At 44.2% G+C, this 23,989-nt stretch carries 17 protein-coding genes; all 17 read left to right on the forward strand.

The features are described 5' to 3' along the window. Nucleotides 1-7 precede the first annotated feature (7 nt). Nucleotides 8-427: a hypothetical protein gene (locus QMK20_RS06850; RefSeq protein WP_044644656.1), complete on the forward strand. Its 420-nt coding sequence runs from the start codon at nt 8-10 to the stop codon at nt 425-427. Between the two features lie 3 nt (nt 428-430). Further along, entirely contained in the window at nt 431-817 is a 387-nt protein-coding gene (locus QMK20_RS06855; RefSeq protein ID WP_025682897.1) for a DUF8551 domain-containing protein, read from the forward strand. A 117-nt stretch (nt 818-934) separates the two neighbouring features. Further along, complete coding sequence (locus QMK20_RS06860) at nt 935-3,154, forward strand: hypothetical protein (RefSeq protein WP_283655132.1); 2,220 nt, start codon at nt 935-937, stop codon at nt 3,152-3,154. 40 nt (nt 3,155-3,194) lie between these two features. Further along, nucleotides 3,195-4,619 (forward strand): hypothetical protein, encoded by a 1,425-nt coding sequence (locus QMK20_RS06865; RefSeq protein WP_283655133.1) that lies wholly within the window; start codon nt 3,195-3,197, stop codon nt 4,617-4,619. Between the two features lie 37 nt (nt 4,620-4,656). Then, a complete protein-coding gene (locus QMK20_RS06870; RefSeq protein ID WP_283655134.1) occupies nt 4,657-6,492 on the forward strand; it encodes a hypothetical protein in 1,836 nt (611 codons plus the stop codon). A 30-nt stretch (nt 6,493-6,522) separates the two neighbouring features. After that, the gene (locus QMK20_RS06875; RefSeq protein ID WP_283655135.1) at nt 6,523-10,029 is read left to right on the forward strand and encodes a hypothetical protein; all 3,507 of its coding nucleotides are present in this window, start codon (nt 6,523-6,525) and stop codon (nt 10,027-10,029) included. Beyond that, entirely contained in the window at nt 9,996-11,048 is a 1,053-nt protein-coding gene (locus tag QMK20_RS06880; RefSeq protein ID WP_283655136.1) for a cell adhesion protein, read from the forward strand. Before QMK20_RS06875 ends, QMK20_RS06880 begins: the two co-directional genes overlap by 34 nt. A 97-nt stretch (nt 11,049-11,145) precedes the next feature. Beyond that, nucleotides 11,146-11,979: a hypothetical protein gene (locus QMK20_RS06885; protein WP_283655137.1), complete on the forward strand. Its 834-nt coding sequence runs from the start codon at nt 11,146-11,148 to the stop codon at nt 11,977-11,979. A gap of 143 nt (nt 11,980-12,122) precedes the next feature. Beyond that, a complete protein-coding gene (locus QMK20_RS06890) occupies nt 12,123-13,343 on the forward strand; it encodes a hypothetical protein (protein WP_283655138.1) in 1,221 nt (406 codons plus the stop codon). A 265-nt stretch (nt 13,344-13,608) separates the two neighbouring features. Beyond that, nucleotides 13,609-14,103: a hypothetical protein gene (locus QMK20_RS06895; RefSeq protein ID WP_025682889.1), complete on the forward strand. Its 495-nt coding sequence runs from the start codon at nt 13,609-13,611 to the stop codon at nt 14,101-14,103. Between the two features lie 36 nt (nt 14,104-14,139). Then, entirely contained in the window at nt 14,140-14,757 is a 618-nt protein-coding gene (locus QMK20_RS06900) for a hypothetical protein (protein ID WP_283655139.1), read from the forward strand. Further along, on the forward strand, nt 14,742-17,513 hold the full coding sequence (locus QMK20_RS06905) for a filamentous hemagglutinin (RefSeq protein WP_283655140.1): 2,772 nt from the start codon (nt 14,742-14,744) through the stop codon (nt 17,511-17,513). Before QMK20_RS06900 ends, QMK20_RS06905 begins: the two co-directional genes overlap by 16 nt. Nucleotides 17,514-17,549: 36 nt before the next feature. Next, nucleotides 17,550-21,539, forward strand: coding sequence for a DNRLRE domain-containing protein (locus QMK20_RS06910; protein ID WP_283655141.1), 3,990 nt, complete (start codon nt 17,550-17,552; stop codon nt 21,537-21,539). A 211-nt stretch (nt 21,540-21,750) separates the two neighbouring features. Next, entirely contained in the window at nt 21,751-21,936 is a 186-nt protein-coding gene (locus QMK20_RS06915; protein ID WP_283655142.1) for a hypothetical protein, read from the forward strand. A 521-nt stretch (nt 21,937-22,457) separates the two neighbouring features. Continuing rightward, on the forward strand, nt 22,458-22,994 hold the full coding sequence (locus QMK20_RS06920) for a sigma-70 family RNA polymerase sigma factor (protein ID WP_283655143.1): 537 nt from the start codon (nt 22,458-22,460) through the stop codon (nt 22,992-22,994). 168 nt (nt 22,995-23,162) lie between these two features. Further along, on the forward strand, nt 23,163-23,627 hold the full coding sequence (locus tag QMK20_RS06925; protein WP_283655144.1) for a DUF8551 domain-containing protein: 465 nt from the start codon (nt 23,163-23,165) through the stop codon (nt 23,625-23,627). Nucleotides 23,628-23,659: 32 nt separating this feature from the next. After that, nucleotides 23,660-23,977 (forward strand): hypothetical protein, encoded by a 318-nt coding sequence (locus QMK20_RS06930; RefSeq protein ID WP_044644645.1) that lies wholly within the window; start codon nt 23,660-23,662, stop codon nt 23,975-23,977. Nucleotides 23,978-23,989 lie beyond the last annotated feature (12 nt).

Here is a 23,989-nt window from a genome sequence, read left to right on the forward strand (position 1 = left end):
GTGAACTTTGGAGAACCAGAATTTTACGAACTCCAACGAGGTATTCCCGATTATTGATCTGATTCGACGTGAAGTTCGTAAGGAAAGAGTACATGCGGGTCAGACGGACGACTTGTTGGAAAAAAAGGCTCCGGAGGAGCCCAATGTCATGACCATTGACGTGGCCCGTGAAATGCTTCAATATCCTGCATTGGTAACGTCAGTGCTATACACCTATGATAACGGCTTGCTGGAACGGCTAACGCTGTATCGGGACGATCTGTTGCAGGTGACCGGATTTTTCATTGAATTTGAAGCCTCCACAACCCTGAATGCAGAAATGGAAGAAGAGGCTGATATTCCATCGTTAAACGCTATACGTGGAAGCATTATTCGTGAAAATGGTTTGTTCAAAAATCTGACTCTTGATTATGTAAGGGCGGTGTAGTCTTTGTCCAGTGGTGCTAATTTTGCAAGCTATATGGTAGGAGGACGTTTGGACCCGCCTTTTATGCCAACGAAGACCCAACCGTACATTGTGGGCAATCGGATTGAATCCCGAGGAATTGGCAAGGTAGAAAGCACAATGCAAGTCAGCCATGATTGCGAGCTGCTTGCGGTAGCTGTGGGAGCATCCTTTTATGAGTCCAGCGATTATTGGAATCTGTATGTGGGGGATAAGTTGGTATGCCAACGTATTTTCACGAAGGATCTACCTGAAGGGATGTATTTTACAGCCGTTATTCCTTGTCCGACAGGGACTGAATTTCGTTTTGAGTTTTTTAATGAAGGCGGCAGGAACAAGGATATATGGGTGAATTATCAAATGCTCCAATAGAAAGGAGGTGAAACATAATGCCAGAGGATAGTCCTTGGCTGGAAATGCTCGTTAACGAAGATCAGTTGTTGAGTCAAATCGTTACCCTTTGCTCTCAAAACGGATGGGATATTGTGGATGAATTTCATAAGGTCGTGTATTCGAGCCGACTGGGCCAAACCCACGATTCAGCGCTTCTCTCTTCCACTCGTCAACTCCTATGTAGATATTCCCAAGCTTGCGCATAAGGGTGACTACTTTGTGTATTTGGATGGCGAGCTTATGCCTTCTTCCTATTATTCAGCAGAAGAGAAGAAGGATGGCGGACAACGTATTAGCTTCGCGTCAGGGGTTTCAGGAGAGGCGGCTGTTTATTACAGTGATCTGAACGGCTCGGAGGAATTTGAATTTGTCGTAGCCAAGCACTACATTTTGCGAAATGTATCAGGGCATCTTTTTGGCATGGCTATGCTGGGCAGTGTGAAGGAAAAGCTGCACAATACAGGCTCAAAAATCCCGTTTGCTGTTCACAGAAACCATGCCGGTTGGGGAACGCAGCTGGAGCCACAATCTGATGGGATATTCTCTTGGGCTGTTCAGAAGGTCGAACAGGACAATCTGTTTGAGCGTCATACGATGTATTTTTATCAATTGGAAAAGTTCGTGAATACGAGCAGAATGATTGTAGGCTGGGATAAATCCGCTGATTTTAAAAGGCTCGCTTTGGATGTAGAGATTCAATCCTCTATGTGGGGGCTGCACGATGAGACCCAAGCGCTTCAGTTGATGATTACGCATCAATTCCCTCAATTTTACCAATCTCCTTACGTTGCTTCGCGGACGCGGATTCCGCAATTGGATCGCTATGAACAGGTAGCCACCATGAATGTGAAATTCACGAACTGGTGGCAGGACAGCAAGGTCCAGCTTAGAGGCTACGTGGATGCAAAGACTGTCATGCTGGTTTTGCTGGCAGATACAGCACCTGCCTGGGAGCGTAATGCAGTACCTTCGATCCCGATCTATATGGGCGATTTTGATGTCAAGGGCAATACCCATTCGATAATGAACGAGAGTTGCGTTTTTGAACTGAATGGCGGTGAGGAATCTCGCAAAGCAACCTTTTTCTCGGATAGTCCTATGGTTAATACCGGATCGACGATGAAAGTGTGGTTATCGGGAGATGTGGCTGCGGAATCAAACTATATTTCTCTACGTGTTGCAGGTCAGGAGCTTGTAAAGCTACGAACCACGGAAGCCCACACCCCCGCCCATTCCAGAGATCAGGCAGAGTACCTTGGAGAGTTCTCTGTTTACGGGGTTGATGGTAAAAATTCATTTAACTTGGAAGTGTTCTCTTCTTCTGGAGTTGATGGCTTTAGTCCTGTTTCCGCAAGAGTCTGGGTGGAGCTTCAAATCTATACAGAAAACGCGGGTGCTACAGCTGCTCTATTCGCAGGGACTGCATTTGCAAAAGACGGCTTAAGTTTAGAGAGTGCGCTCAGCCAATCGGCCCGGTTTGACTATGATGATGCAGATCCAAAACGTCATCAGGATACGCTTATGCCGATGCTAAAAGGATATCCTGTTCACCCGAGTAACGGTATTGATTCTGTCATGGTCAAGAGAACAAAGTATGGTGCACGTTATCAATCGTACTATTTTGCCTGGACTGTTCCGTCGAACAGGATGCCTCCCTTGCGGGAGGACACGACTGGAGCCAAGCACGTTCGAGCCTGGAACAACAGCGATATGAGCAGTGCCTATCAGTATCAGTTTAATCCATCCCGCTACACGGAGCAGGTACATTCTTCGAGAGCTATATTAATACATCCGGAAGATGGTACGCACGGAACACTACGAAATGTTATTTTACTGTCGCCCCTAACTATAATGAATGGGGATGAGCTGGAGGCTGTTGATGAACACTGCACCGATGGAGAGGGTGCTAAGCATCAGACGTATTCTTATTATTTGACAGAGGGCATATCACCATTGACCAAGCGGGCAGCGACACCTTATCGACCAGCGGGTATCGGTATTCTGAAGGCTGGAAATCTTCGAAGGCCAGAAAAACGGTTACCTATTTCGCCGCCTGCGCTCGTTGTATCCCTGACTCCATCCCATATTTCGGTCCATGCTGGGGAGGGAGTGGAATTGATGTCTTCCTATAACAAGAATTCTCCGGTATTGATCTCCAACTGGTTTGCTTCAGGTGGTGCGAATCCAGAAGGCATTACGGTGAATAACGCCCGCTTTACTTTTCAGAAAGAGGGGAAGTATACCGTAACCTTTACCTTAACGAATGAGCTGGGACAGACAGGAACGGCGACAGCGGACATTACCGTAGTGAAGTAGCAAAGAACACAATCGTAGTTCAAAGAAAGGGGAGAAACAAATGTCATTCATTGATACGACAGCAGCAGCATTTACTCCAAAAGTAACGGAAGCGGACTTACAACCCCGTTTGGGAGAGTTGCTGGCTACGGCAGGCTGGAAAGTCGCAGCCAATTATAAAAGGGTCATTTTCGACGCCAATATTACCCATCCTTCAGATGCAGTGAGGAATTATACAAATTTCCGGATTACGGTTGCCGAACATTTTATATATTCCAATAAGGATAATCAAAGCTTTGGTATCGCCATCGCCGGAACATGGTACCCTCGATTGGTTGATTATGTGAAGCGTCCAGATAAAGATTCCTACAAGCAATTTGGGGAATGGGCAACGAATGAATTCCGCAAATACCGGCTTTCCCATACTTTATATGTGTACATGCTGGAGGATTTAAAAGGATTGAAACCAGACGGTGCAGATGTTGTACTGGCCTGGAATGATAATTCTGAAGCCGGACAGCTTCGAGCAGCGCTAGATATCGAAGTAGAGGAATCTGCCTGGAAAACAACGGTTAGCGGTCCTATGTTTACGGTGACTAAAGCAGAAGGCGCGCGTATGCAGTCTCCGATTATGCAAGCAGGTCTGCGCTACAAGCTGATGGAGTCTTATTACAACAACTCTTTTAATTATCCTGTCCAAAATACAAACTGGTGGAGTGATTCTGAAATTTCCGTAAAGGGGACTCTTTCAGATACTAATTTCTTTTTTACCATTCAGTGTGATAATGTACCGGCTCCAGAAAACAATCTGGTTCCGATCATTCCGCTCTACTTTGGCAAGCTGGACCCAGTCGAGGAAGGCGATAACGTTTATGCTTTATTTGCAGGAACGGTTCCGATCAGGGATACGGTGAATGGAGTCGCTACGTATGATTTTGACGATACCACTACCCGACAACCTCATATTATGCCTTTATTAAAATCATATCCTAACTTTCCGGCTAATGGTCTGGATAATATCATGGTTAATCGCGCCAAGCTGGGTGCGAGATATCAAGCCCATTATCTTTCCTGGAATTCGCCACCCAATCTCATGCCGCCAGCCAGAACTTCTGTTGACGGCAAGAAGGATTACCCGAGAGCCTGGAATAATGCTGAAAATCCTTTGTACAAATACACTTTCAATCCTTCTCGTTACAGTGGGAAGGTGCATACTTCCAAAGTATACGTTATTCACCCCGAGGAGGGTGTGCGCGGTACATTAAAAGATACGATCTCTTTGGCTGCCTTTTCGTTTAATGCCAACAAATTAAGAGTTAAGCGAGCCAACTGTCCAGATGAATTTGATGTATACCGTTACTTCTTGATAGAGGGAATTTCCCCATTGACCAAAAAACCAGGTACTCAATTCAGATCCGCGGGCATTGGCTTGTATGTGAACACCGTAGATGATGAAGGAAATGAAATAAAACCAACTACTCTGTAGTGTAGCTTGGCTAATCTAATATTAGAGGTGATTGATTGTGTCGTGGTTTGATGGAGATGCTACTTTTCAACTGTTTCCGCAGGAATTAGAGAAACAATTCAATGCTCATGGCTGGAACACGTTTATTAAATACCGGGCAGTAACCGGGAACCCTAGAAATACGGCGACCAAATTTGCTGACGTCCGATTGTTCAGGTCCACGGGCAGTGACGGTCAGATACGTAACTTCGGCATGGCTTTTGGTTACGGTGGGACGGTCAAACAGCCCGGGGAGATGGACTTCATCTCACAAAACTCCATGCTTGGAGAAGCACAGCGGGTACAAGGTAGTGACACGCAATTGCAGGTCGTCGTACGTCCTGTAGAGGCGGACTCGGAGATGCTATATAAGAACGGCGTATACGTTCAGAAGACAGAATATACCTTTGAACCTTACAGTGGCGTGTTTAAGCTGAATAAAGCTGCACTAGCAAGCGATCAATTTACCGTATCCTATGCACCTGCTGCTAATGCTCCAAGTCTACCCAAACGTTTATTTTTCTTTACCTTCGATGATGTACGCTCGGAAAAGATCGTAGAAGCTGTAAATAACGGAGTAAGGGTAGGTGACCCTGAATCCCTTCTTCCTGACGGAGATGGAACTCGTCGAGAATTTAAAATACCTGCTGACACGACCATCAAGGCAGGAAGCGTCCGGTTGTATATTAATCAGGTAGAGGTTTCTCCTGCCGATTTTACGGTTGACTACGATACCAATACGATTAAAATCCCAACCACGGTTAAGGCGCCGGACGCCGGTAGTGAGCTTCACGCTTCTTATATCAGAGTGCTGGCGGGTACGGGAACAGACATGATTAATTTCGGGGATGTGACTACCCGGAACTTTGACCCGGATTCCGGAGCAAGCTTAATGGACGCTGTGTACTCCTGCATATACTATATTTATCCTTCGTTGCCTACAGCGTTGTCTTTTACTTCACTGGATAATTATACTCGCGGCTGGCAGCGTGATTCCAGCATCTATTATTGGGGGAACTTCAACAAAGACCGTATTGTTATGTTTCTGCGTCCCGATCCTACCTCGGGTCCTGAAAACACATACTTTGCACCACTTTACATTGGCAAAATGACCACACTTGGCAAATCGCCAAGAAAAAATCACGTTCTGATCTCTGGATGCCGGGAAAAGGACGAAGTGAAATGGAAAAAGGATATGAAGCTGGGTGCCACATACGTAGACTATGGACTGAATACCTCGAATGGTAACAGCTCCGTACAGCTTCAACAGTCTATTGGCGGAACGTATTATCAGCAGCATTATCTCGCCTTCATTACACATGATAAACAGGTGGATGCGGGTGAGTCCCGATTCAATCCTTCGGTATACAGCGGAAAATACCACATTTCTCCTATGTATGTGGTTCATCCAAATGACGGTTTTGTCGGTAAGCTGGATGAGTGCTACGCTGTTCATCCGAAAAATATCTCTCAGCTCGACGAGCTGGAGGTCGTAGAAACGACAGATCATGAAATTCTGGGCACAGGTGATGGGAAAAATAAGGTATTCCATTTATCTCATCAGCCTTCATTAAAAGATGATGGTACACCATTCAATCTGGTGATCAAAGTTAATTGTGTCGAGGCCAAATTCGGCACGGATTACACATTGGATCTGGAAACCAAGCAAATCACGTTCCTGGACGGTAAAGGACCGAAAGCGGATGAAGAGGTTCTGGCCACCTATGAGTATAAACAGATTTACCGTTATACCTTGGCGGATACACCTGTGAGCCCGTTCACGCTGGCTACCATTAGTCCATTCGCTCCGATCGGCTTGGGTATTCTGAAGGAAACGCTTGTTAAGAACAGTTAACCTACAGGGTTAAAGGAGGTCGGCGGTGACATGCTGGACGGTAAAAAATCTTACCTGATCAGTATCACCGCCCTTTTTTCTAAAAAGGGCTATGAACTGGCATTTGGTACAGACATGATCTTGGATACACAGCGGGATACGCGTTACCATCTGTCTGCTCCTGTGAATAGTACGTACCGAACGCTGAGGCAGGATACGTTAAAGAATGCATCCAAAGCTCCATATTCCGCTACAAGTTTATTCGGGAGAGATTGGAGAGAGGCAGCGATTGCTGGTGAATTCGAGGGTCAAACCGTGGAAGCCGTTCACTCGACCATTGTATCTTACCTATCAGATATTCACAGGCATTTTAGAGGAGAACTCAGACAGAAAGTGCAGCAACCATCACGTTCTACAGCGTCAGATGCGCGTTGGAAAATGGGTAGCAAGATCCATTCCATGGAACATGCAGATTCTATACAGCAGGGATATAGGCAGGAGTCCATTCAGGCTGATTTTATTTTTAATGCGGTGCAGGAAGAAGACGCAGTTTCTGAAATAAGGCAGCAGGTAGAGGCTTCAAGTGATGCTTATGAATCCGGGAAGGCTTTCTCTATTTATGAGGGAGTTTTTGATGCAAGCTCTGGATCTGAGCATCGACAGGGTGACGGATCTCCCTCTTCTGAATCTGCAATTCATGGAGAAACGGTGAAGCAGGGAGACAACGTTGAACAACAGACGGTTATTCATCAGATATTTCAGGATCGAGAAGTAGTGGTAGAACAGCAAAACGCGGCTGAAAGCCTTGCGATGGAAACTCTCTTCCAGCCAGCAAGTGAGGCGTTGCGCTATCGAACCGATATTCGGGATGCCCTGATTGAGACATCAGAGTCCAGTGTGAAGGAACAGATTTTGGATTCGGACGAAATCAACGATTTAACAAAAGCCGGGAAGCTTGAACAGGTAGTCGGGACTATTCCCGATGATTTGCGAGAGACAGAGGCTAGAGCCAAGGATGATAATGCTCCCATGGAAGCTCGTATGGCGAAGTCCGACAAAAGCGAGGATGTCATCATAGATTGGCAGGTGTCTGTCAATCAGCGCCAATTTAAGGATTCCACCGACGAACATAGCACTGCTGCATTGATGCGTTCCGGCACTGGTGCTGAACATGAACGAATGGGCGTAACAGAGTTGAGTCATGACAAGCCAATGATGATTCAAGAGTCTGCCACAGGTAATCGTATTTATCCTCAAGTTGCTACGGAGTCTCAAGGCATGCTGGCTAAAGAGATCCGCTCTGTATATGGCGAACAAGCGATGGAATGGGTTGAAGCGGGAATGGAAAGTAGTCTGCCAGAGGGCTTGCAGCAAGTTGACGTACCAGCCACACCAAGCTCGATTGAAAGTGTAATTCATCGAATGCAGGAGACTTTGAACGGCGGTTCACTGGAGGGGGTTCAAGGTCATTCGATGACAGGAAGCATGGAATCATCTGATGGCACGATAGGTGTGCAGACAGAAATGGTTACAAGCGGTTTCACTTCCTCAGGCCGGGACAGTTTGAACGAGCCTGCGAGCGTGGCTAGCTACAATAATGAACAAGTCTATCCTATCAGTCTAAATCAGTATAGAGCAGCTTCTCCATACGACGACTCCAAAGCTCAGCCAGTGGAGCGGAGCAGTACAGCTTATATTCATGCCTCCACAGATGCCGACAATGAACATTTGAGTTCGGGTATCCTTGAGCATCACGCGACGTTAGACGACTCTCAGCGTGGAGAGCGGATATATGTCAGTGAAGAAGGAGAGTTGGACGATCTTGGTTCTGCCCGTTTTAATGGCTTGGAGTTGGATGGGCAGCATGGAGAGTTGCTTGCAGCTCATGTTCTGAGAGAAATGATTGCAGAGTCTCCTGAAATCAGCAAGATGGCTCGAATGCTCCGGATTATGTATGGTGAGCAAGCGATAGAGCTGATTGAAGCAGGCATTGAAAATATTGTGGCAGAGGCTGTGAAGGAAGGGACAACTCAGGCTTCGGTAGATCTAATTACAGATAGCGTCATTCATCAGTTGGAAACATCATTGGGTGATGGTTCGCTGGAAGCTATCCAGATTCGTTCGGATCAAGCCAATATTGAGCATACCGAAGGAACGTTACAAACGAACGCTGAACAAGGAAGCAAGTCTTCTGCTGAAAAGGGACAGCTTACAAATTCCGAATCCGGTAACTCCTTCTCTTCTAAGGAAGGTGCGTATCATGCGATGGAACATGCAGAAAGACGCATGTCTGCCGAAGCTGAATACCAGGCATTGGGCAAGGCACTTATTAGCTCGGATTGTGCGAATGTCATGATACAGGACACGGAAACAGGCAGAACCTTCTCTAGCACTACAGGTGTCACGGATTCCATGGAACAGGGCGTTCTCCAATCGTTTACGGATGGTGAATACAGTCATTTGGAGAGGGCAGCCATGAGCGCTGGAAACTTTGATGCAACGGAGTCAGGGCCACTGGAAAGTGCACAGTATATTGGGGAATTGGATGCGGAGAAAGTGGCGTTGGTTCCAGCAGAGCGAACAAGCATTGAGAGCTTGGAAGCGGAAAAAGTCGTGCTGGTTCCGTCGGATCGGATAAGTATAGAGAGTCTGGGAGCAGAGAAAGTCGCGCTGATTCCGTCGGAACGTGTAAGCATTGTGAGCGTGGAAGCCGATCGGCATGAGGTCAAAGCTGGCGAGCTCTTAGAACAGATGAAGGAAGCTGATGTGACTTCATTGGAGCACGCTTTTGTCTATCCGGATATTCAAGCCGGTGTTATCACTAGCGGCACTTGTGCAGACAGCCAAGAGAATAATCAGGTCTCCGATGCTGTTCTCGTTGACGGAGAGCAAGCAGCCTCTATGGAATCGGTTCGCGAGACGATTACAGATGAGATCGATCAGGCGAACAGCATCATGAGAACGAATGAGGCTGTGATCGAGCAGGTGCATGGACAAGGTAACAATGTTGAAAATGTACGTGAAGCCATATGGGTACACGGGGAAGGCTCCAGTGGTGAGAAGCAGACCTACACCAGTGTCAGAGACGATCTTGAAACAGCCACGCTAGGAGATATCAGCAAAATGGTGGATATTCAGGAGCTGGAACAAGGCCAAGCCAACGAACAAACGTTGGAAGCAGTGGTGCCTGCTCATACCGATGCAGAGCCTATTTTAAAAATAGAAGAAACCGACCTGCATGCTATATCTGAAGGTACTCGTAAGAAGAAGGTCATGTCTACAAATATTGAGGATGAACACCAACAAGCTAGCAGAAAGAAAAAGGTAATAAAAACACAGATTACAGATGCAGAAGAGGGTACACGTTTGAAAAAAACAGCTACTGTTCGTATCGAAGCTCCAGAGTCAGCCAAGCGGCATAAAACCCTGAAGACGGTGATTGGGACTCCATCCGAAGCTACGAATCAATCGGTACCAGGCATGCCTAAACGAAAAATATGGATGATTATGGGCAAGATCGCTTCTTGGAACATTTGGAACTGGAAGAAGACAAGGTAGGTGATAGAAATCTCATGGGGATTTACAAGAAATGGAGTGGATTGATTTTTGATGATGCGTTCCAAAGTGGAGAAATCCATTCCCGCTACCAATTATCTCCGACAACGGCTTGTACCCTGGATACAGGCTTGCAGCAGTTTATCATGTCCCACACAGAACCGGAAACCATGCTTTTGTTTGATGCACCAAAGGATGAGCCTACCCTGCTGTTAGAAGTTACTGCTGACTATGTTCCTATTGCATATGGTGACGAAGGGGGGATTGTCATCTGGCAGGATGGCTACCATCGGCTGGAATTCCTGGAGAGTAAGGATACGACAACCCGGGAGTATAGCCGATGGCGGGCAGAGAAGAAGGGCAATCGATGGATTTTTTATGCTGATCGCGGATTGGGGTGGGAGCTATTTGACTCGGCTGATCTGTCGGCTGAAAAAATAGGTGTCCTCTTAAAAAATCCACAACGTGATGAATATGAAAAACTTGGTTTAGAGAGGCTTGTGTTATGTAAAAGCAACAAAATAACGATGGGAAATTTGCCAGAAGGCTATTCCGTGTTTTTATGCGATCCCGACGGATATGCTATTGCCTCCTCTAAAGTAGAGCCTACGTGGACAGGGGTACATTTGGAGCTTCCGACGATGCCCTTTAGCGGAATGCTGAGGGTTTATGATGAAAATGGAGTTCTTTTATCGAGCCTTGGCGAAATGGATATGTACGGTGGTGATCTGTATCTGTATGGTACCGATCTTCGTGTGCTGTGGAAGGATAAAGAGCTTAGTTTAAGCGGGGAAACCTACCTGGGCACGATGTATGACAATACCATTCAGGTTCAGATGGAGCTATATAATCCCTCGAAAAATAAGAAGTCCGAGCAGATCTCCATGGGTATCCTGAAATATCTGGAGGAATTTGGTTATGAATGGGCGGACTTGAGCCATGATGATGGGTCAGATCATCCGCAAGGGGATTATATGCAGCGACTCCCTATGGGGACTCTCCCCCCCCCGACGGCAAGATGAAATTCTGGATGAAGATAGAGCGCAAAAATGAGCACTTTGGCATCAAGCCGCTTCATTTTATTTTGGATATTACTCATATATAAGGAGGTGTTGGATTTTGGCTGGTACGAAGATGACGTTGCGCAGATATGGAAATGAACTAATCTATTGGAACGAGCAGGAGATTATTGTGGATCAGGCCTACCTGGACAAGCATAAAGACTTGTACATCCGTCTGACACATCCTTATATATTGGGTACAAAGATGCTGGACGTATATCTGAATGGGCAGCATTTGCTGGTTCAGGGTGGATATGAAGAAGTGGACGAAAACACGATTCGTCTCGATTTGGGCACATACCCGCTGGAGCATCCATTGGCAGGGCAGCACATTCCTCTCGTGATTAATGATGAAATATACATCCGCACCTGGAAGGCTGAGTATCGTCAAGGGGGCGGAAGCGGTATTGATGATCTCAGGTTCAAAAGGCTGGAGGAAGAAATTGTATCGGCCCGTAAATATACGGAGCGTGATGTCCTGTTTCATCGTCTGGATGACAGGCTGGATTATATTCAGGAGCGGGCAGAGGTCAAAACGATGGTATTTGTGCTGGAACGGATTCCGCTGGGTCCCTGTAAATATGAAATGAGATTCCCCTTCGAAGGTAAGATCAGAGAAATATATGCTTCTTGCGGAGCGTACGGGACAAGTAAGAGTGAGTTTTCCATTGAAAAATGCTCACAGTTCGACTATGAAACGTTGCCGAACTGGACTAATATTTTCACCCGCAACCTGACCATTCATGCAGGTGAGAAATCCAGTAATACGAGCAACTTACCCTATGTTCTGTCCGATCCTCTGATTCATAAAAATGATCATTTTCGTATTTACACTCATGTGGCAGGCGAAGGCTTAAGAGGCTTGACACTAGAAATTGTCGTTACTATATAAGATGGAAAATAAAGTAAAAATTAATGATTTACAACAAAATATTACTACAGTATCGGATAAGAAGGCATCAAGCAAACTTATATTGCATTCGTAACAAAACATAAAAGAGGATTTTGCAAAATCCCGACAAGGAGAGGTATGTTATGGCAGAAACAAGAGGTATTGCGAGATTTCGTGGTGAGCAATTGAACAACAAACTGTTGCGGAATCAACATTTTGACGAAGCGAACAAGATTGCAGAGAAGTACATTGACCTCCAGTTTCATAATCACCGTGAAATTTTGGAAGACACCAAGATTGATGTATTTGTACAGGTTAATGAAAAAGCGGTTGCTGGCAGCACACAACTGGATGTATCGGGCGATATCGGTACAAGAGCTGTCTCGACCGGAGCCAAGGTGGAGGGTGTCGTACTGACCGAGAAGGTGCAGCTTCGCGCCGCTGGTACAGATAGCCCGATTGGAGACAGCGATTCTGACGTGGTATACGGTCGTCTTGAAGAAAGTAAAGGCAGCTACCTTCTGAAATTTTATAGTGTAGAAGGGGGCAAAGAGCAGCCTTATACATTTGATGCAAAAGCGAACAAGATTGATTATCGTTTCGTGATTCGCACGAATTTGTCTGTCATTCCTTCGGATGCGATCATTCAAGGCGGTAGCGGATTCGTGGAAGGGGCCACCGATGCCAAAGCCTATATGAACCTGATTCAGCTGATGAAGGATGTGTATGGTTCGACCGGTACGCTGGACAATGACGGTAATTCGAATCTGGTAGTTTCTATTCAAGATCAGATTCGCCAGGAGGCACAAGATCGCCAAGATGCGGATCAGGCGATTCGGGATCAGTTGGCGTCTGCTACAGGCGCACAACTGATCGGGGTTGCGACAGATCCGAACTATAGCGGAGTGACTTTACAGTTGGCTCTCAGCCATTTGGCGCAGCGCTTGAAATCTTCTGAGGATTTGATGAATGGAATTAATGACCGGGATGCAGATTCTTCAAATGGTTACTTCAAAGCAGGTGCTTTTGGTAATGCGGAAGGTCGTATTCTTGATTTGGAGAAGGCGGCAGATGCCGCGTTCAAAGCATTAAGTGTGAAAGTGGGCACTATCGAAGCTGCGGATGAAGAAGAGGTATTTGAAGCAGTTGGGGGCGAGACGGAATACACTCTAAAAAAGGGAAAAGCCAAAGACAAAACGGTACATCTGGCCATCAACGGGCAGCTCCAAACACCAGGTATTAACTTTACCTATATCAAGGATGTCAGCGGATTGATTACAGGCTTTAACTTTACGCCGGATACGTTGAAGGTTGTCGAAGATGTACCAGATGTTTTGTTCATTCAGTATAAAAAGGCTGAATAAGCAATAAGCAGGCTTAATCCTATTTTAACTCTATATCCATCAGCTTGAGCTATAGCAGCACCCCTTAGAAGCGTTGAACGAGTGTATGCTCATTCGTAGCAGCTAAGGGGTGTATTTATGTCTACTACCTCTAAAGAATTTTGTATGCTTTATCTCCGCAGAATGTTAGTTTTCGATTCAAGTTACTTATATTGAGTATGCCATGAGGAACGTGGCGAAAGGTTTTATTTTATTTTATCTTTTCTAAAATGAAGGAGGAAAAAACATGCCAGCACCAGCAGTATCATGGCTTAAAACAGACAACGTAACAACATTGTCAAAATGGGAGATCGGGACGATAGACGCAGGATCTTCTTCTCCATCCCTGGGTGTACTTATTTGGAACAACCGGGGAAATGTAAACACTGACTTCTCTACGATGACCAATTGTACCATTACGACCAAGGATAGCTCAGGTGGGGATAGTGGGGAGCTGGTACTGAATACATGGATTCAGGTACGTGTGGATAGTATGGCAGAATCCAGCTTTACTTCTATTGGCGGGACAGCGACGAAGGTCATTCAGGCGGGCGGGAATACGGTCAATTCCAAGGGAACCTTTTCGCCGGGAAACAAGGAAATTCTGGGCGTTATCAACGATGGCTCCGTAGGGAACTCCAAAGGCAATTACACACAAGTGACACTACAAGCAAGCGTTCCAGCTACAGCTACGGCAGGAAACGTTAACTTTTTGACACGTGTGGCCTATCAATACGTCTAACAACTGATATCCAATACAATGGGAGGAAGAATATCTATGTTTGCACAATGTAACGGATATTCTCCTGTGTCACAGGATTTTATTTGGCTGGGTGAGTACACAGACGGTACTCACCTTTCTGAGTATGATTTTGTCACTCAGGCAGAAAACAGCTTTTACGCCATTCAAAGAGATAAATTGATTCGCTTTGGTATGGTTGGGCACGGTCAAACTTTTTTCTTTGAAAGTGACGGTATTTTCAAATTGGCTGGCAGGATGGTGGAGCTGGTATATTCAACGCCGGACAAAGACTATAACCTGACGGGTAACGTGTTTCAATCCTACAGAGACATTATTTCATATAAGGATGCGGAGGCATCTGGATTACCCAATTATAGCCCTGCTGCGGCTGGAGAAAAAGGTGTAATGAGTAGTACGATTACCCAATTTAATTTTGGATATAAGGCGGCACTTCTGTTTGACCATGTTGAATTTCATGTCAAAGCGATCTGTAAGATTCCATTCAACGCACCCGTTCATATGGCATTGAGACTAGTATCCAATACGGAACTGAATGGTAAATTACAGGTCAAGGTAAACGGCTTGGTTACTCAGGAATTCAGTGCTCCATTAAAACCCGATATCGGAGGTGAATTGAATTGGCTGGTTCAGTAATTCGTAATTATACGATTGAAGTGGATAACATCAATAAAAAGTCAGTATTCAGTATATACCCATATCCTGTAGAAGTTCTCACTCCAAATGGTTGGGAAAGTATTAAAGAAGAATTTGAAGAGTTGCAGGAAAAAAAGCTGGATGTCAATGATACATTAACACCTGATGAAGAGCAGATTTATCAGGAATATAAGCAATTGGCTGATTCCTTTTACGAGAATAAAATAGCTTCCACGATTATTTTGGATACCGTCGATCCGACGGGAATTGACATCGTAGGCAGAGATCGGGTGCAGCATGTATTGGATGCGGAAACCCGTGGACAGATTCCGTTTGGCCGTGAATTCGCTTATGTGCATGGAGCCTCCAACCTTAGCGGAACGATTATTTTACCCTATGATGATTATTCGGATGTATACGTAGTCAGTGATGCGGATGAAGACGGTGTTGCCGAGCTGACCTATGTGAAGACGAAGGAAGAGACGGACGGCGTAAGACCCTATTATGAAAAGATAGAGGGTCAGACCTATATTTATGTGGATCACTTCTCTGGTGGTGGTGGAACGCAGGCAGATCCTTATATTGTTTCTACCGAACAGGATTTGGATGATGTACGGAAGAAGCCTGGGGCCTGGTATATGCAGGATAGGGATATTGTCATGGGGAGCTTTCAGACCGGAGAGGGGTTTACACCGATAAGTTCTGGTACTTCTTTATTTACAGGTGTGTATGATGGTAATGGTTACTCTATAAAAAGCTTGTACATGAATCAGGATAGGGATTTTGTTGGTTTATTTGGATATACTCGATCGGCAACAATTCGTAATTTACGGTTAATCAATCCTAACATAACGAATAAAAAGTTATATACAGGTGCTTTAATAGGTTATGCATTCAATACTTCAGTATATAATTGTAATGTTATTTCAGGTGTAGTAGAAGGTCAGAGTGGAATTGTTGGTGGATTAATAGGTTATCTAAGTCAAACCAATCAGAATTACGTAGGCAGCTCAATCCTTAATTATTTATATAATTTTAAGTGTAACGTTCGATCAGCAGGCAATATTGCAGGAGGGTTCATTGGAAATGTAAATTATTACAGCGGCAGTTTCTCAATTGCATATTGTTACTCTACCGGTAAGGTTGAGGATATCACATTAGCTCGGGAAAGAAGCAATATTGGGGGCTTTATAGGCAGTAATAATACTTCTGCAATTACAAATTGTTATTGGGATATAGAAACCTCTGAAGTTCCAACCAGTGCAGCAGGTGTTGGTAAATCTTCGTCGGAATTAAAGGTTGCATCCACATTTGAAAATTGGGATTTTGCAAATTATTGGTACATGAGTCAGGATTACAATGGAGGATATCCAGAACATAGACAGTTCATTCGATACCAAAGTGGGACGGGCACAAAGGAGGATCCTTACATGATTCTGACCGAGTTTGATCTTGCTCAAATGCGCTGGTTCCGCAATGAATCTTATTTCAAATTTGAAGATGATATCAAAATGACACAATTCCAGTCGGGAGCCGGGTTTTACCCTATAGGTTTTAATCTTGTGGGTAAAGAATCGTATTTCAAAGGATATGTTGATGGTGGAGGGCGCTGTGTTGCTAACTTATTCATCTATCGTCCCAATGATTCATTTGTAAGTCTGTTTGGCTATATGATGGGTGGATGGATCAAGAATCTGGATATCATTGATTGTAATATTACAGGCAGCAGTTATACGTCAGCATTAGCAGGCCAGCTTTCCAAAGCTACCATTAGCAATTGCCATGTCGATACATTTTCTTATTGCAAAATTACGAGTAGAGGAAGTTATGGAGCCGGATTGGTAGGACAGGTAACTACGGATGGAATCGTAGAGGACTGTAGTGTAAATGCAACTGTTGCAGGAGCAGGCTACACCGGAATGTTTGCAGGCTATTTAACAGGTAATGGGATTATACGCAGATGCTATGCTTCTGGTAAAGGCGAAAGTTCAGGGGATTACCTAGGAGGATTTTTAGGTTACGGTAATGGTTCTCCCATAGTGGAGGATTGCTGGACAGATGCGGAGTTAAATGGAATAACGGTAGGCGGATTTGGTGGGAATACTGCTACCCTCACGATAAGACGATGTCTTGCGTTAGGCAAAGCATTTGCTTCCGCTTTGAATGGATTTATTTATACAGGTAGTGGAGTCTTTTCAGATAATTACTTTGATAAGGAATTGTATAAGAATGCTTCCGGCACAGGAGGATCAGGCTTGACCACCCGTGAAATGAAGTACAGGGGAACCTACTCCAATACGGCCTGGAATTTTGATGATATATGGATTATGGATCCTAAATATAATGACGGTTATCCTGCATTAAGAAAGCTCCTACCTCTTGATCTACCGTTGCTCGGCTTCCGTAATGAATTTGGTAAATACTATACGGATAATGCAGGAGAGCGGCTGCGTTACCTGGAGTTTGGTACATTAGTCGCAAGCCAAACCTCTTCTCCAAAACCAGTATGGTTGCAGAATAATGCTGATTTCCCGGTAAATCAGCTCAAAGCATGGGTGGACAGCACGACGGTAGCCAAAGGGATGGAAATTGATTTAAGCATGTCGGATACTCCGTTTTTACCTGCTCAGGAATTAGCCTTTAATGGCACCTTGGCCAAGGGCGGCGCGGAAAAGTTCTATGTCCGAATCAAGTCGGATATTGCAGTGAAGACGGGCGGAACGTTTGATCTAAGGGCGAAAGCAAGCCCCATGTAATGATGTTCCAATACAATGGAATAGGGCGTGATGTTGATGTTTAGTAAGAGAGGATTAATCCTTTCCCTTCACGCTTCCCTTGCCGATCAAGGTTTGGAGGTTGGCTCCAACTCAAAACCCACTTCGCAATGGCATGATTTGAGTGGTAAAGGAAATCACGGCATACTGAATGGCTTCCATTTTACGAAAGATGATGGTTGGGGAGGCAGAAACACCCCCGTCGATCCCTATGCCCTGTTTTTTAACGGGACGAGCCATTATGTCCAATGTACAGGCGCGGATACCTCTAAGCCTGTCGCCAGTGTTACCTTTGAAGTGTGGATATATTATATCGGGGGCAACGTTGTTTTGTCTTCCGGGGGACGGTTGAACGATACCCAGGGCATTTTGGTCATGTTTAACCCTGTGGGGGAATTGGAGCTTCAGGTTGCGACCCGTACAAGAAAAGCATATGCCAACTTAGGGGAATTACCCAGAAACAAATGGTATCATATTGTTGGCGCATATGACGAAATTACAGGCAATCTATCTACCTTTCTGAATGGGGCTCCTCAAGGAAATGTGCAAGCTGAAGTCACTGAACATATCAAGCAGCCAGATGGACTTTTTATTGGCAGGCACAGTACAGAGGATAGCCAATGGTTTCGTGGATATATTCCTGTTGTACGGATGTACAATGTTGCGTTAACGATGGATGTAATCGTTGCAAACTATATGGCTGGTTACCTTTTGGGGATAGGTCATTCTGACATGCAGATTTATACGAGAGTACCAGAAAGGCAGAATCTCACAGCATCTTTGCAAGTGGGAATTAGCGGAGGAGTTCAAGGAAAGCAGACCATTATTCCTACCGACATGGCTGACATGTCTTCACATATAACCGTTAAAAAGCCTAGTCATATAGTGAGCAATATGCATATTAATACTCATGTTTCTGTAAAAGCGCACTATGCGACCCGCCCTGCGGATCATGATGATGTACAGAGTACTATTGAAGTTAAAGTAGCGGATAATCTTGCAGCCGTACTGGGTGTTAGTGCGTCAGGGAAAACGGCTGTAAAGGCTCGATATAGTATCCTGCCTGCGGATAATAGTGATGTCCAAGGTAGGTTGGCAGTTAAGGTATCCGATCATCTCACTGCTGTGCTGAGTGTTAGCTCATCAGCTATAGCAGTAGGCACATACGATGTGAAGCGGCTCATGCCAAATGATTTGCTTTCCAGCCTGAATGTTGTGCAACAGGGATTACCTTCCCGTATATCGGTTCAAGCAAGTACTACCTTAGCCGCCAAATACGATATTCATGCTGTTCAGGAGCAAAACCTCAAAGCTGTAATAGAGGTCAAAGAGCCTAATGATATCGTCAGTAGCTTAAAGGTAAACACTCAGGTAAACAGCAACGGAAGATATCAGGTACGGGGAATTGAGCCTGCTAATCTCAGCTCCAGCCTGCAAATTAAGTCTATTCATCAAATATATTCATTATTGTCTGTACGAGCCCATACTCACCTGGGCGTGAAATATGGTATAGAGTCTCTTGGAGCCGAAGACTTAACCTCCTTCCTGACGGTACCAAGTATATCTGAACTACACAGTAGCATTCTGGTAGGTACCCATACCCGATTAATGGGGCATTACCATATTCGTAAAAGTCATGTTATAGATATATATGCTAGTCTGGAAATTAAGAAGACGGAGAATCTATCTTCATTCTTGTCTATTGCATCCTTTACCCAGTCTACCGGCAGATACGGGATAACTTCTCGGAGTTATGATGATCTTCCGTCTGCAATGACGGTTCGGGAAGTTTCGAATATGGCTTCATCCATAGGAGTTGCACCCTATACATGGATGAAAGGCAGATATGATGTTATCGAGCCCCCAACGTACACGACGATTATGTATTCTAATAAAGATGCTTTTGTTCGTGAGTCTCAGCCCAGATTAAACTATGGTGTTGAGGAACAAATGTATGTCGGATATTCTGCCTCGGCTCAGGAAAGATACAGATCTTATGTTGGCTTTGATTTGGATACAGCTTCTATTCCCAAGAAAAATACAACGATTAAATCTGCCGAGCTCAAAGTGTATTTCGATGGTCGCAACGTACCCCTGAAGGGGATACAGCTCATTGAAGCATCCAGGGAATGGACAGAATATGGAGTTACCTGGCAAAACCAACCGTTTCCGTTTGGCTTTAGCAGTCCTAATTCAACCTATGACGGTATAAACATCGTTCAAGATGTAGGTGGAGATTCAGGGTACATTTCTTTTGATGTGACTGATTCCATTCGTGCATGGTATGAAGGAAAAAGGCCGAATTTTGGATATATCTTTAAAGCTCTGGATGAATTTGAAAATGGAAGTATCCGTTTTTTTACCAAGGAGCAAAAATCGTACCGTCCTATATTGGATATTACCTACTATGATACTCGTATCTATAGTTTGGGCAGGAACAGTATAGAAGGTGGCCTTACCTCTCGTGTAAGTAAGGTGTCTCATCTTCCAGCTTCGTTTCGCATCAAACAGTCCCATGGAGCAACGGTTTTGAAGGGAAGCTTGTTTGTCCATAACCAAAGGGAGGTCCTGGCCGATATCACAGTGACGGTACCTAACTTAAACGGTAAGGTGTCCGTACGGCGCAAGGATAATCATTCTTTGAAAGCTCAGCTTGTTATTGCTGTTGCACGTGAGAATTCAATGGACAGCACCCTGTGGGTGAATAGGAAAATAGTACCTTCGAGTATGTATGTCTTTTACAGGGAGAACCTTGCTTCCGAACTGAGCGTTGCCCGCTGGGCAGCTCCGTTTCCCGAACTTCCGGCAACGATTCTTGTCAATCGAAAGGAAACGCTTGGGTCGATCCGTGTAAGAAGGACAGAGCATCAGGATATCTCTTCTAATATGGAACTGAGTATCCCTAATATATTAGGGAGCATAACCGTCTTTCAGGGAGCGGTAAAGAAAAGCTCTATTTCAGTCCGTAGATCTCGTGAAGCGGATCTGATGGTGGAGGGGCATATACTTTATAGGCAAGATATGCCTGCGGATATGAATATCCACAATCCTGATTTTTACGGCAGTCTCCAAATTGTGTTTGGTAACCTGCTCATATCCGATTTGTCTGTAAGAACAAGAGCGCAATCCGGGCTATCTTCAACGGTCACAATACCGCATTATACTTCTTTGAGATCAAGTATAGCGATCTGGCCGAAAAAAGATGTGCCTTCAAGTCTCACTGTACTTTCAGGAAATTTATGGGCCTCCATATCCATTCCGTACCATATAAGAATGGATATGCAGTCACGAATTACAGTGCGAGTTAAGCTCATTTCTGATCTGGAAATTGCAGTAGGAGTAAGATCCGGTAATCTAGGCTCTAACATAAAGGTTCGAGTGGACAGCCATACGGATCAGTCTTCTCATCTGCGAATCAGACGTAGTCATTTGGACTCTATCTCGAGTGAGCTTTACGTAAAAACTTGGGAGAAATCTGAACTTAAAGGCAGGATCAGTACACGGAAAAGCCGTGAATCTGATAGATGGTCTCGAATCTCGGTGCGTCTTTCCGATCAGCAGGATTGGGATACCGAACTATCGGTTCGTGTTATGGAACACCATGATCTGAATGCTGAAGTGGGGATTAGGCGGGACGCAGCGTATGATAAATATGGTCGCGTTACCGTTCGACATTCAGAGCAAACAGAGCTTCCATCAGATTTGGAGATTCGGGAACATAGTCACATCACAGGCTATCTAACAGTGAGAAGGACAGCACAAATAAGCTTACAAAGTGATATGAGTGTGTGGGAGAAATCCATTGTCACTGGCTCAGTGGTGGTCAGACAGTATCGACAAAATGATCTTCATGGTTCCATGGACATTTGGAAAAGATCTATATTAAAAGGCCATATTTCCGTGTGGCAGAAAGCATTACTACCTGGGGCTATACAGGTTCAGGTGTATGATGATATGGCTTCCAGTATAGATGTGGCTACAGAATACGGATACTGCTTTATCATGTAAACTTAACCCCTGCTATTCGTAGCAGGGGTTAAGTTTTACTGATTTTTACTTATATTGAACCTGTCGGGGAAGAAAATAGACAAAAGGCAGGTGATATGGGCTGGATATAAATGTAATAACCGCGGTTATTGGAGTCATCGGTACAGCCATTTCAGGAGTCATCGGCTACGCCAGCGGTCGTAGCAATAATAAGGTCTCGGATCGAGAGCTATTGTCAAAAGATGAGCAGGCTTTCCGGGTCACCCTAATGGATGCATTGTCAAGTCATAAGGAGGAAATCCATCGCTTAAGTGAAGCGGTAGCTGTACTTCAAGCTGAAAATTTAAGTTTGCTCGCAGAAAACAGATCCTTGAATGCGAAGGTAGAGGCATTGGTAGCCAGACTTGAAGGTGGATAGGAAATAGATTTATAGGGGAAGCAAACTGACGTTTGAAATGAAGTACTAATTGGAGGCTATCGAGGAACTTCGACAGTTTTCAAAAGAATGTTGAAATAGGTCTTATGGAACATGTTCGAATTGAGTCAAAAGGCTTGTTTTTAAAGATGTATACACAAAAAAATGGAACAATATAACCAGATGAAAATAACATCAATCAATGCTAGGAATTGACAAGGTTATATATACCTATTAAAATGAGAACATAAGTTCGTGTTTTGAAAAAGTAATAGATAAATTGCAACTCTTCTGATAGATATGACGACTATTAGAGTAGAATCCTAAAAATTATATATTCAATTAGGTAAATGGAACTGATTCAAATGTATTACGTATTAAAAAAAGAGTAGGGTAAGATAAAGAAAAAAGTGGAAACTAATTGTCGAATGTCGGAAAGGAGTTGTGATACAAGTTTTAAGGAGGGAACAGAGTGAACTGGAACCTATTGAATTAAAATAAACTATTAAAATAGGAGAACCGCAATGATAACGACAAATGTTAGCTCATTTAACCCAGATACCTTAAATCATATTTTTAACTTTATACTTCGTGGTGTTAACGAGGAGGATCGAGAAGATGTGAAACAGGATTCAATCGTTCAAATTCTGACAGCGATCCACAAAGGGAATATAAAAAAGGATATATCTACTTTTTCACATACGGTCATTAAACGTTCTGTGGTTGACTATTATCGTAAAAAAAAACGTAAAATTACACAGTTCAGTACAACCGTTAACTTTTGCGATGGCACAGATGAAGAAGGCTCAATGGCCAATTATTACTCGGTTCAAGTGAATGATTACGGGTTTAAATTAGCAGACGTGAAAGTAGACTACTTAAGCAACCGTAATAGATTCACAAAACAGGAGCAACGAATCATAAATTTCATGCTATTTACTGAAGAAGGCATGGATATGAAACCTGCAGAAATCGCCCATTATCTTGATATTCATAAATCCCATGCTTGTCGAGCCGTGAAAAAACTAAGAGAACTCTATAAAACTGAGATTGACAAATAAACACTCTGATATACCACTATCAGAACAAAATCAAATCCAAAAGGAAATAGAAAGGCACTACGCACTGCCCCTTACTATACATTAATTAGTATACATATCTGACTGAGGCATTGCAAGTGAATGATTCTGAAAATTTAATGAAAATTGTTAAAAAGGAAGGTAGTTTACATGTTGAGTCGCTATATAGTTGGTGGAAGATTAGATCCACCTTTCTATCCTACCAAAACAAGGCCCTGCATAGCAAGCCGCAGGGTTGATATAGATGGTTTTAGAGCTTTAGAAGGTAAAAGGAAGGTAACAGACATCTTTAAGATATCTAATGATCTGGAGTTTTTCGCTATTTCAATAAAGGCGGATGTTATTACCCCTGCCGATTATTGGTCCTTAGTGGTTGATGAAAATGTAATTGTTAACCATGTATATTGCAAAGATTATAGTGAAGGTCTCTATTTTCAGGTAGCTCATCCTGTAATGGGCGGGCGGGAATTTCGTTTTGAATTTTACACGGAGAGTGCTGACCGCAAAAGAATAGAAGTATCCTATTATTTTTTGACAGACCCGAAGGTTACCCTTCGTCTAAACGGTATAACGAACCAAAGTTATGATCCTATTTCTCTACCTGACCGGGTTTAAGGAACAGCACCTAGGGAGGGAGGTTATAGAACATGATCGGTTATATGAATAAATGCCCCCATTGTGGGGCGGAATCTTCTTTTGTTCCTGAAGAGATGGAATGCGATCAATCTCTTGTTCTTTGGTGTAAGCACTGTGGGGATTATATCAATCAGACCATAACAATGGAATCCCTGAGGAAGTGGTGGGCGAGATACGATGCAGGCGAAGACACATTTAAGCCGCCTGTGAGTAAAGGGATACTGCTTATGTTTGAAAGGCTGGAACAAACGCTAGCAGATGAACCAGACTGTAACCTGAATCGGGTCGAAATCCATCTCAAGGATTTTACAGACTATCGCTATAAATAAACTCTGGAGGAA

It is taken from the genome of Paenibacillus sp. RC334 (genome assembly GCF_030034735.1).
GTDB lineage: Bacteria > Bacillota > Bacilli > Paenibacillales > Paenibacillaceae > Paenibacillus > Paenibacillus terrae_A.